Consider the following 10,816-nt stretch of genomic DNA (forward strand, 5'->3'; position numbering starts at 1 on the left):
AACGCGGGCGGACGGCGGGAGAATACGCTCCGTGATCGTCGACTGCGCCATCTACCGTGACGGGCGCCGGACGGAAGGGCCGGACGACCTCTCCGACGCCCTGGATCTGTGCCGTGTGCAGGACGACGCGTTCGTCTGGATCGGGCTGTACGAGCCCACGGAGAAGGAGTTCGACCGGGTCACGCAGGAGTTCGGGCTGCATCCGCTGGCCGTCGAGGACGCCCTGAAGGCGCATCAGCGGCCGAAGCTGGAGGTGTACGACGACTCGCTGTTCATGGTCCTCAAGCCGGTCGGGTACGAGCCGAAGAGCGACATCGTCTCCTCCGGCGAGGTCATGGTCTTCATCGGCGACTCGTTCGTGGTGACGGTCCGGCACGGCGAGGAGGCGCCCCTGGGCGTCGTACGGCAGCGTCTCGAACACGAGCCGGAGATGCTCCGGCACGGTCCCACGGCCGTGCTGTACACGATCGCCGACGCCGTGGTCGACCACTACGTGGAGGTGGCGGGCGAGCTGAGCACCGACCTGGAGGAGCTGGAGACGGAGGTGTTCTCGCCGACCGGCGGCGGCTCTCGGCACACGGCGTCCCGCATCTACGCCTTCAAGCGGCAGATCCTGGAGTTCCGCAGGGCCAGCGGCCCCCTGGCGCAGCCCCTGGCCCGGCTCGCGGGCACCGGCATGTTCGGCGCGCGCGTGCCCTTCGTGCACGAGGAGGCGCAGCCCTTCTTCCGGGACGTGAGCGACCACCTCACGCGCGTGAACGAGTCCGTGGAGGGCCTGGACCGGCTCGTCTCCGACGTCCTGTCGGCGCATCTGGCGCAGATGAGCGTCCGGCAGAACGACGACATGCGCAAGATCTCCGCGTGGGCGGCCATGGCCGCGGTCCCCACGATGATCGCGGGGATCTACGGCATGAACTTCGACCACATGCCGGAGCTGGACTGGATGTGGTCGTATCCGCTGCTGATCGCGGGCATGGCCGCCCTTGAGGTGCTGCTGTACCGGCTGTTCAAGAGCCGGGGCTGGTTGTAGGCGCGTACGTGGTCGGTACGTCAGGCGAACTCGGGCGCCGAGGTGGCGGGTCCGCCGAGTGCGTCGCGCCGCTCCGGCATCTTCAGGGACACCATGCGCCGCCAGCCCGCGACCCGTTCCCAGGCGTACACGGCGTGGATGCCCGCGGCGAGCACGGCAGCCTTCGCCCTCGGCCAGCCGAGGATGCGCCCCATGTGGTCCATGACCGCGAGGCTGACATCCCGGTAGATCCGGATCTCCGCGAGCGCGCACTCGCGCAGCGTTCGCTGGATGGCCCGGCCGTGTCCCTGGGCCGCGAAGCGCAGCAACTCCTCGTGGCAGTAGGCGAGGTGGTTGTCCTCGTCGGCGGAGATCATCCTGACCGCGCGGCCCAGGTCGGGGTGGTCGGCGAAGTGCTTGCGCAGCAACTCCATCTGCTCCGAGGCGCGCTGCTCGGTGACCCTGCTGTGCGAGAGGTAGGTGACGATGTCCTGGACGGTGAGCGGCTCGTCGCTCTTGAGCTTGTCGTGGGCGAGACCGATGCCGTGGTTCTCCAGGAGCATCGTGTAGTCGGTCTCGGGCGGGACGGGCACCGGTTCCAGGCCGCGCTTCTTCATCAGGGCGTTGAAGATCCGCCCGTGTTTGTCCTCGTCCGCGCCATGCCGGGTGATCTTGGGCGCGAGGGGGCGCTCGCTCTGGGGGACGAGCGCGGCGATACGGGCGTTCTCCCACCCGCCCTGGGACTCCCCGCTGGCCGCGATGGAGCAGAACAGGCGGAAGGACTCGTCGTTGTCGAGGATCTCCTGGAACAGACTCTTGGCCGAAAGCATCGTTGGACACCTCTCCGCAGGGCGCAGGACGCCGGACTCCGCAGGATTCCGCAAAGAACGAGTCAAATGCGGCGAGAGAGGCACTGCAACAGCTGTGTCGGACAACTCCGCCAAAAGAATGACCAGCAGGGTCACTACGGGGGCGTAACCGCGCGGCCACGCACGCGTTGTTCTACGTGACGGCCGTGGCGGGGAAGACCCCCGAGCCCCCACCACGGCCGCAGAAAATCCCTCTCGGGTCCTGCCCGCGTCACGCCAGGCCGGCACGCTCCAGGGCCTCGGTGCCGGCACGCAGCGAGGCGAGCCGCTCGTCGAGCGTGAAGCCCGCGGGCGCGAGGGACAGGGTGGTGACCCCGGCCGCGGCATAGGCCTTCATCCGGTCCGCGATGCGGTCGACGGAACCGAGCAGCGTGGTCTTGTCGATCAGCTCGTGCGGTACGGCGGCCGCGGCGCCCTGCTTGTCGCCGGAGAGGTACTTGGTCTGGATCTCGGCGGCCTCCTTCTCGTAACCCATGCGCTGGGCGAGCTGGTTGTAGAAGTTCTGCTTGGGGCTGCCCATGCCGCCGACGTACAGCGCGGTGTAGGGACGGAAGGTGTCGGCGAGCGCGGCCACGTCCTTGTCGTCGCCGACGGCGAGGGGGAGGGTCGGGCAGACGTCGAACCCGTCGAGGGTCTTTCCGGCCTTCTCGCGCCCGGCACGCAGGTACTTGATCGTCGTGTCCTCGAGGTGCTCGGCGGACGGGAAGATCAGCAGTGCGCCGTCGGCGATCTCGCCGGTCTGCTCGAGGTTCTTCGGGCCGATGGCGGCGATGTACAGCGGGATGTGCTCGCGCTGCGGGTGCACGGTCAGCTTGATCGGCTTGCCGGGGCCGCCGGGCAGGGGCAGCGTCCAGTGCTGCCCCTCGTACGACAGGCGCTCGCGGGTCATGGCCTTGCGGATGATCTCGACGTACTCACGCGTGCGTGCCAGCGGCTTGTCGAACTTGACGCCGTACCAGCCCTCGGAGACCTGCGGTCCGGAGACGCCGAGGCCGAGCCGGAAGCGGCCGCCGGAGAGCGAGTCGAGGGTCGCGGCCGTCATCGCGGTCATCGCGGGCTGGCGGGCCGGGATCTGGAAGATGGCGGAGCCGACGTCGATGCGCTCGGTCTGGGCGGCGACCCAGCTCAGCACCGTGGCCGCGTCCGAGCCGTACGCCTCGGCGGCCCAGCACACGGCGTATCCCAGCCGGTCGGCCTCCTGCGCGACGGCGAGATTGTCCGCGTCCATTCCGGCACCCCAGTAGCCGAGGTTGATCCCGAGCTGCATGGCCGATCCCCTTACCGATCAGTAACGTCCCTTGTGGGGCCGACCATAGCGTGGGGGGCCCGGCACGGGGAGACCGGTGTGGCGGGCATCGCCCCGACGGCCGTGGGGATCCCCGGTGACCGTCCTGAAAACTGGTTATCCACAGGCCCCCACATGCCAGGTTCTGGCCAGTAATCTCGGCGTTCATGGAGCAGAGGCATCTCGGCCGCACCGGCCTGCGCGTGTCCCGGATCGGGCTCGGCACCCTCACCTGGGGCAGGGACACCGACGAGCACGACGCCGCGGACGTCCTGAAGACGTTCTGGGAGGCGGGCGGCACCCTCGTCGACACGGCGGACGTGTACGGCGACGGAGAGGCCGAGTATCTGCTCGGCCGGCTCATAGAAGGGCTCGTCCCGCGCCGGGACCTGGTCATCTCGACGAAGGCGGGCAGCGTGCCCGACCCCGACCGCCGCTTCGACGGCTCGCGCGGCCATCTGCTCTCCGCGCTGGACGCCTCGCTGACCCGGCTCGGCACCGAGTACGTCGACGTCTGGCACATCCACGCCTACGACCCGCACACCCCGCTGGAGGAGACCCTCCAGGCCCTCGACCTGGCGGTCAGCAGCGGCCGCGCCCGCTACGCCGGCGTCTCCAACTTCTGCGGCTGGCAGCTCGCCAAGGCGGCGACCTGGCAGCTGGCGGCGCCGGGCCTGCGGACCCGGCTGGCGAGCACACAGCTGGAGTACTCGCTGCTCCAACGTGGTGTGGAACGCGAGGTGCTGCCGGCCGCGCTGGATCTGGGCATCGGTCTGCTGCCGTCCTCGCCGCTGGGGCGCGGGGTGCTGACGGGCAAGTACCGCTCTGCGACGCCGCCCGACTCACGCGGTGCCTCGGAACATCTGGCGCCCTTCGTCGCGCCGTACCTCGACGACACGGCGAGCCGCATCGTGGACGCCGTGCAGACAGCGGCCGACGGGCTCGCCGTGACCCCGCTCCAGGTCGCCCTCGCCTGGGTCCGCGACCGGCCCGGCGTGACCGCGCCCGTCATAGGCGCGCGCAACGCACAGCAGCTCACGGCGGCGTTGTCAGTGGAGGCCCTTAGTCTTCCTGACGAGATCTGCCGGGCGCTCGACGACGTGTCGGCGCCCGTGCACCGCTATCCCGATCACGACTGGAGCACGCTGTGAGCACGGAGCCGCCCGAGACCACGGAGGACACGGAGCCGGGGACCCCGGGGGCCGAGCCCGAGGGCGGGACGCCGGGTGCCGGCAACGGCGACACCACTGCCCGGAGTTCCGCGGCCGAAGACGGTGACGGTGACGCCGGGGCACAGTCGCCGGAGGACCAGGAGGGCGACGGCGGCTCCCCCACGGAGTCGTCCCCGACAGAGTCGTCCGCGGCGCAGTTGTCCGAGGCCGAGGCCGAGATCGCCGCTCAGCGGGTCGAGCGGGAGCGGATCGAGCGGCGCAAGGCCGAGAAGGCGGGACCCGTCGAGAGCGGGGCCAAGCTCAGCGGGAAGGCCGCCGACCTGCTTGCCGCCGTACGGGCCGTGGAGAGCGGTGCGAAGCCCGTGGCCCACGTCTTCAGCGAGCCCGAGCCACCGCGCCGCCCCACCCCGGAGCCGGTACGCCGGCCGCAGCCCGTGGCGGTCGCCGCGCCCGCGGGCCCCGCTGCGGAGACCGTCGAATCCGTGCGCCGCGTGCTGACCGAAGGCGGCGCTCCCGAGACTCTCGCCCCGCAGGTCGCCGCCGTCCTCGGCGAGGGCGGGGGCGACCAACTGCGCGCGGACCCCTGGCAGTTGCTGCGCGTCGGCGGCGTACGGCCGGAGCAGGCCGACGGGTTCGCGCGGGCACTGCTCGGCGCGGAGTGCGCACCGGACGACGAGCGGCGTGGCCGGGCGGTCACCGTCTGGCTCCTGGAGCAGGCGGCCCTGGCCGGGCACACGGCCCTGGAGATGCCGACGCTCACCGCCGCGCTGGCCCAACGGGGCGTGCCGGACGCCGATACGGCCGTGCACAGCACCCTCGCCGAGGGCGAGGCCCTGGTCTTCCAGGACGCCCTGGACGAGCCCGGTGCCCCGGCCGCCCGGCGGGACGACGAGGCGGAGGAGGACGAGGAACGGCCCGTCCGTGTCCTCGTCGGCCTGGAGCGGTACGCCCTCGCGGAGGAGAGCCTCGCCGACGGACTGGCCCGCCTGATCAACTCGGTGCCGAAGCAGGACGGTTCGGCCGAGGAGTGGCAGCGCGCCGCGGCCGCAGCCGGCTCCGCCGCCGACCTGATCCGCGCGGTCGCCGCGCACGGCCTGGTCCTCCACACCGGCGGGGATGCCTCCCTGGCCGAACCGGCGGCGCTGCTGCACGCCGCGCACGCTCTCGGATTGCGGGCCTGGGCGGCCACCCACGGCCCGGTCGGCCGGGGCCGCTTCTCGGCGCTGCTGAGCGGGCCCGCTCGGCCGGACGGCCCCACCCAGGCGGAAGCCGCGCCCGGCGTCGCCACCGTGGCCGGTCTGCTCTCCGGTGCCGAAGGGCCCGGTCGGGACGCGGACGGGGCGTTCGACCTCGATCTGCTCGTCGTGCTCGACGCGCCGCAGTTGGACGTCGAGACGGCGGCTCTGCTCACGGAGTCGTTGCCGGACGGGGCCCGGCTGGTGCTGGCCGGTGATCCGGCGGTGCTGTGGTCGGCGGGGCCCGGGCGGGTGTTCGCCGACCTGCTGGCGGCGCGGGTCTGCCCGCAGATCGCCTCGCGGCGACCGGATCCCGGCCCGCTGGGCGAGCTGGTGTCCGGTATCGGCATCGGCGAGCTGAACCAGGTCGAGGCGCCCGGCAAGGAGGTCGTGATCGTGCCGGTGCGGGACGCGGGCGAGGCCGTGCACCGGACCGTGCAGCTCGTCGCGGACTCGGTGCCGCGCGCGATCGGCGTCCCGACCGAGCAGACCCAGGTGATCACGCCGGGCCACGGCGGGGCGGCCGGCACGCGCGCGCTCAACGCCGCGCTCAAGGAGCGGCTCAACCCGGGCCCCGGCCGCTTCGGCGGCTTCGACCCCGGTGACCGCATCGCTTACTCCCCCGCGCCGGGCCGTACGGTGCCGGGCCAGGTGGTGACGGCCGACGCCGAGGGGCTGCACCTGACCTGCGCGGGCGAGTCCGTCGTCGTACCGAAGGAGCGGGTGGAGCAGTCCGTGCGGCACGGCTGGGCCCTGACCGCGCACCAGGCGGCCGGCACCCGCTGGCCGGCGGTGGTCGTGGTCCTCCCGGGCGACGCGGCCCAGGCCCTGAGCCGTCCCTGGGTCTACACGGCCTTCAGCCGCGCCGACCGCCACCTCTCCGTGGTCCACGGCGTGGAACAGGCTCTTCCGCGAGCGGTCGCCGAAATCCCGGCCAAGCCCCGCACGACCCGTCTGCCGGCGCTGCTGGCACCACAGCTGGCTACGGCCGACTGACCTCCCGCCGGAGCGACGGCGGGGGTCATGGAAGCCCTCGCTCCCATGACCGCCGCCGACGACAGCCGTCGCCTCCGCTCAGCGGTCCGAGTCCAGTGGCTCCAGGTCCTCGTCCTCGTCCAGCTCAGTGTCGAGGTCGTCCTCGATGTCGTCGGCGTCCTCGTCGTCCTCGTCCGGCTCGTCGACGTCGTCCAGCTCGTCGTCGAACACCGCGCTGACGTCGAACCGGCAGACCACCCGCTGCGGGTCGACCGCCTCGAAGGGCGCCTCCAGCCATTCACCGGGATCGGCCTGCTCGTCCGAGGCGGTGACCCAGAGCGTGGAGTCGCCCTCCTCCAGGCCGAACTCCTTGTGCCGGGAGGCGATCTCGTCCGGCTCGAACTCACCGAACAGGATGCCCAGCGCCCCGTGCACCGTGCCGGAGGCATCCTCGTCGTCCGGGCCGGCGTCGTAGTCCGCCGCCTCGACCCGCTGGGCCTGCGCCAGCAGCCGCTGCGGCTCCACCACGGAGTAGTCGCGGCGGATCAGCACGCTCACCGCGTTCGGTTCCTCGGGGCCCGTGTACGGCGGCAGCGCGTCGTCCGTACCGGGGATCTCGAAGGGCGTGACCTCGTCGTAGCGGTCGTAGAGCAGCTCGTCGTAGATCTCGGCGGCCGCGGCCAGCTGGTTGAACGCCTCGTAGACGGCCGGGTCATCCTCACCCGACCGGCGTTCGACCGCGGCCAGGTGGCGGTCCAGCGCGGTCTTGACCGCCTCGGCGGCGGCGCGTACCTCGGCAGCGGTGGGCTGCACAGCATCAGACATAGTGCAGACGCTATCCGTACCGGGCCCCAGCCCGCACAATAGATGCGATGCCGGAATACGAATTTGTCGACGTGTACGTACCGCGCGGGGTCTCCCGCAAGGACGCCACACGCCTGCTGACGGACCATGCCGAGTACGGACACTGGGAGTTGGACCGCCTGAGCCTGCTGCGCGACGGCAGCCGCAGGGTGCGGCTGCGCCGCCGGATCATCCGCCAGGTGCGGGCCACGTGGTGAGCTGAGGCGACAAAGGAACAACGGAGCGGGCCCCGCCGCGGCGGGGCCCGCTCCGTTCAGGCCGAACGACGTCGGCCTACCGGTAGCGGAGCCAAGGCCTACGCCGAGGTCCGTGCCTTGCGGTACAGCACCGAGCCCGCCAGCAGCGCGCCCGCGCCGACCGGCAGGACGAGGCCCAGCGGCAGGTCACTGCCGGTCTGGGCGAGCTCGGCGTCACCCTGGGGCTGGGTGACGGACTGGGCACCCGGGTCGTTCCCGTCCGAGGAGCCACCGCCCGGCGTCTCGCCGCCCGTGCTGGGCGGCGTGCTCGGGGTGCCGGGGTGGGTGGGCTCGTCCGGGTTCTGCGGGTTCCCGGGGTTTCCGGGGGTCTCCGGGTTGCCCGGCTGCTCGGGGTTGCCGGGGTTTCCGGGGTTGCCCGGCTGCTCCGGCGACCCGGGCGGGTTCTCCTGGCCGCCGCCGGGCGGGGTGTGGCCGGTGCCGCCGCCGTTGGTGCAGTCGTTGCCCTCGACGGAGTTGCCGACGCCGATGACGTCGACGCTGTTGCCGCACACGTTGACCGGCACATGGACCGGCGCCTCGACGTGGTTGCCGGAGCCGATACCGGGCGAGTCACTGGTGTGCCCGCCGGACGACGCGCCTGAGCCGCCGTCGGAGTCCCCGTGACCGGCGGACGCGCCGCCGCCCTGGTTGGCGCAGCTGTTGCCGCTCGCGGGATTGAGCACCCCGACGACGTTGACCGTGTTGCCGCACACGTTGACCGGCACGTGCAGCGGCGCCTGCACCGTGTTGCCCGACAGCACGCCGGGCGAGTTCGAGGTGGAGCCGTCCGCACCCGAGCCGGTTGCGTGGGCGGCGCCGCCCGCGGCGGCGATGACGCCGGTCGCGGCCGCCACGGTCATCAGGCCCTTGCGGGTGACCTGTCGCATTTGCTGTTTACCTGCCTTCGACCTTGTTCCGAAAGGACGACGTCGGAAATTCGACCGACGTTCCGAAAGGCCGGTCGGCCCCGGAGCGCATGGCGTGCACTCCGGGGCCGACGGGCTCAGCCCCGTTCACGGGGCGAGGCGCAACGTCACTTGTTGATGCAGGTGTTGCCGAAGGCGGGGTTCAGCAGACCGACCACGGAGACCGTGTTGCCGCAGACGTTCACGGGGACGTGAACCGGCGCCTGAACGACGTTGCCCGACAGGATGCCCGGGGAGTGCACCGCGGCACCCTGAGCACCCGAGTCGGCAACGGCCAGGCCCGCGCCCGCGAGAACCAGCCCACCAGTGGCAGCCGCAGCAGCGACGACCTTCTTGATCATTATTCCTCCTTGTTGGCAATGCGATCACAAGTAGCTGATCGCATCACCTGTAACGAGGAGGAACTAATAGGGCTACGACCTGATGAGTGCGTTCACTCCCCCCAGCCATATCCCGTACGCCTGGCCGAATACTGAAGTGTCGTTTCAGTGGGCGAATTCAGGACGCATCGATGAACCGGTCGAGGACCCGCACCCCGAACTTCAGCCCGTCCACCGGTACCCGCTCGTCGACACCGTGGAACATCCCCGCGAAGTCCAGCTCCGGCGGCAGCTTCAGCGGCGCGAAGCCGAAGCCCCGGATACCCAGGTCGTCGAAGGACTTGGCGTCCGTTCCGCCGGAGAGCATGTAGGGGACGGCCTTCGCGGCCGGGTCCTCGGCGACCAGCGCGGACTGCATGGCGTCCACGAGCGCCCCGTCGAAGCTCGTCTCGACGGCCTTGTCGGCGTGCACGTCCTCGCGCTTGACCTTGGGCCCGAGGATCTTGTCGAGGTCGGCGAGGAACTCCTCCTCGAACCCGGGCAGGAAACGGCCGTCGACGTGCGCGGTGGCCTCGCCCGGGATGACGTTGACCTTGTAGCCCGCGCCGAGCTGCGTGGGGTTGGCCGTATTGCTGAGGGTCGCCCCGATGAGCTTGGCGATGCCGCCGAGCTTGGCGAGGGTGCCCTCCATGTTCTCCGGGTCGAGCTCGGTGCCGAGCGCGTCGCCGAGTTCGTCGAGGAACGCCCGGGTCGTCTTGGTGACCCGTACCGGGAACTTGTGCCGGCCCAGCCGGGCGACGGCCTCCGACAGCTCGGTGATGGCGTTGTCCCGGTGGATCATCGAGCCGTGCCCCGCCGTACCGGCCACGGTCAGCTTCATCCAGTGCATGCCCTTCTCGGCCGTCTGGATCAGATAGAGCCGCCGCTGCTCGCTCACGGTGAACGAGAACCCGCCCACCTCACTGATCGCCTCGGTGACGCCCTCGAAGAGGTCCGGGTGCTTGTCGACGAGGAACTTGGCGCCGAACTTGCCGCCGGCCTCCTCGTCGGCGAGGAACGCGAGCACGATGTCCCGCGGCGGGCGGCGCCCGCTGCGCAGCCGGTCGCGGACGACCGCCAGCGTCATCGCGTCCATGTCCTTCATGTCGACGGCCCCGCGCCCCCACACGCACCCGTCCGCGACCTCGCCGGAGAAGGGGTGATGGGTCCAGTCGTCCGCGTTGGCGGGTACGACGTCGGTGTGGCCGTGGATGAGCAGCGCGGGCCGGGACGGGTCCTCCCCCTCGATCCGTGCCACCGTGGAGGCGCGTCCCGGGTGCGACTCGAAGATCTTCGGCTCGAGGCCCACCTCTGCGAGCTTCTCGGCCACGTACTCGGCCGCCTTGCGCTCACCGGGCCCCGAGTGGTCGCCGTAGTTGCTGGTGTCGATCTGGATCAGCTCGCGGCAGAGGTCCACGACCTCGTCCTCGCCGGTGACGCCCCTGGCCGTGTCCGTCTCGCTCACGCTGCTTCCTCCCGCACTGTTGCTGCTGGTGGTCCCCCCTCATCCTCCCTCTCCCTCCGGCTCCGCCCAAGACCGGCCGCCGCCCGTCACACGCCGTTCACGCCGGGACGGGGGGTGATCGGGGCACCCCGCGGAGCCTGGTAATGTTTCCTCTGTCGCCGCGGGGGAAACCCCGCACGACAGACACCTTGTCCGGGTGGCGGAATGGCAGACGCGCTAGCTTGAGGTGCTAGTGCCCTTTATCGGGCGTGGGGGTTCAAGTCCCCCCTCGGACACACGAAATGGCGAGGGCCGTGACCACGAGGTCACGGCCCTCGGCCGTTGTGTGGGGGAAGTCTCCTCCGGTCGAAGATCACCAGGTCAGCGCCTGTTCCGTCGGCGCCCCGCCGCCCCGAACGGCTGTTCCGAGTGGCGTATCGAA

Annotated in this window: 10 protein-coding genes and 1 tRNA gene; 5 read left to right on the forward strand and 6 right to left on the reverse strand. The window is 71.3% G+C overall.

The annotated features are described in order from the left end of the window. Positions 1-31 precede the first annotated feature (31 nt). The gene (gene corA / locus ACTMVF_RS09100) at positions 32-1,030 is read left to right on the forward strand and encodes a magnesium/cobalt transporter CorA (RefSeq protein WP_441270422.1); all 999 of its coding nucleotides are present in this window, start codon (positions 32-34) and stop codon (positions 1,028-1,030) included. A gap of 20 nt (positions 1,031-1,050) precedes the next feature. Here the strand turns inward: corA and ACTMVF_RS09105 are convergent, their stop codons facing one another. Beyond that, on the reverse strand, positions 1,051-1,839 hold the full coding sequence (locus ACTMVF_RS09105; protein ID WP_441270423.1) for a ferritin-like domain-containing protein: 789 nt from the start codon (positions 1,837-1,839) through the stop codon (positions 1,051-1,053). 250 nt (positions 1,840-2,089) lie between these two features. Then, positions 2,090-3,145: an LLM class F420-dependent oxidoreductase gene (locus ACTMVF_RS09110; RefSeq protein ID WP_441270424.1), complete on the reverse strand. Its 1,056-nt coding sequence runs from the start codon at positions 3,143-3,145 to the stop codon at positions 2,090-2,092. A gap of 185 nt (positions 3,146-3,330) precedes the next feature. Here ACTMVF_RS09110 and ACTMVF_RS09115 point away from each other — a divergent pair, with 185 nt between their 5' ends. Together ACTMVF_RS09115 and ACTMVF_RS09120 are read left to right on the forward strand one after the other, a co-directional pair. Further along, positions 3,331-4,314 (forward strand): aldo/keto reductase, encoded by a 984-nt coding sequence (locus ACTMVF_RS09115; RefSeq protein WP_441270425.1) that lies wholly within the window; start codon positions 3,331-3,333, stop codon positions 4,312-4,314. Then, positions 4,311-6,566, forward strand: a complete 2,256-nt coding sequence (locus tag ACTMVF_RS09120) for a helix-hairpin-helix domain-containing protein (RefSeq protein ID WP_441270426.1) — start codon at positions 4,311-4,313, stop codon at positions 6,564-6,566. The genes ACTMVF_RS09115 and ACTMVF_RS09120 overlap by 4 nt, the downstream gene beginning before the upstream one ends. 78 nt (positions 6,567-6,644) lie before the next feature. Here ACTMVF_RS09120 and ACTMVF_RS09125 read toward each other — a convergent pair whose 3' ends face one another. Continuing rightward, positions 6,645-7,370, reverse strand: a complete 726-nt coding sequence (locus ACTMVF_RS09125; protein ID WP_441270427.1) for a hypothetical protein — start codon at positions 7,368-7,370, stop codon at positions 6,645-6,647. Positions 7,371-7,417: 47 nt separating this feature from the next. On the opposite strand from ACTMVF_RS09125, the gene ACTMVF_RS09130 reads away from it, so the two are divergent. After that, on the forward strand, positions 7,418-7,606 hold the full coding sequence (locus ACTMVF_RS09130) for a DUF5703 family protein (RefSeq protein ID WP_005485166.1): 189 nt from the start codon (positions 7,418-7,420) through the stop codon (positions 7,604-7,606). A 98-nt stretch (positions 7,607-7,704) separates the two neighbouring features. Here ACTMVF_RS09130 and ACTMVF_RS09135 read toward each other — a convergent pair whose 3' ends face one another. The 3 genes from ACTMVF_RS09135 to ACTMVF_RS09145 form a co-directional block, all read right to left on the reverse strand. Then, positions 7,705-8,532 (reverse strand): chaplin family protein, encoded by an 828-nt coding sequence (locus ACTMVF_RS09135; RefSeq protein ID WP_441270428.1) that lies wholly within the window; start codon positions 8,530-8,532, stop codon positions 7,705-7,707. Between the two features lie 146 nt (positions 8,533-8,678). Then, a complete protein-coding gene (chpH, locus tag ACTMVF_RS09140) occupies positions 8,679-8,912 on the reverse strand; it encodes a chaplin ChpH (protein ID WP_302001893.1) in 234 nt (77 codons plus the stop codon). Between the two features lie 157 nt (positions 8,913-9,069). After that, positions 9,070-10,395 carry a M20/M25/M40 family metallo-hydrolase gene (locus ACTMVF_RS09145; RefSeq protein ID WP_441270429.1) on the reverse strand — a complete coding sequence of 442 codons (1,326 nt, stop codon included), beginning with the start codon at positions 10,393-10,395 and terminating at the stop codon, positions 9,070-9,072. A gap of 190 nt (positions 10,396-10,585) precedes the next feature. Here ACTMVF_RS09145 and ACTMVF_RS09150 point away from each other — a divergent pair. Then, a tRNA-Leu gene (locus ACTMVF_RS09150) sits at positions 10,586-10,670 on the forward strand. The last annotated feature ends 146 nt before the right edge of the window (positions 10,671-10,816 follow it).

Source organism: Streptomyces sp. SD31 (assembly GCF_052068475.1).
GTDB lineage: Bacteria > Actinomycetota > Actinomycetes > Streptomycetales > Streptomycetaceae > Streptomyces.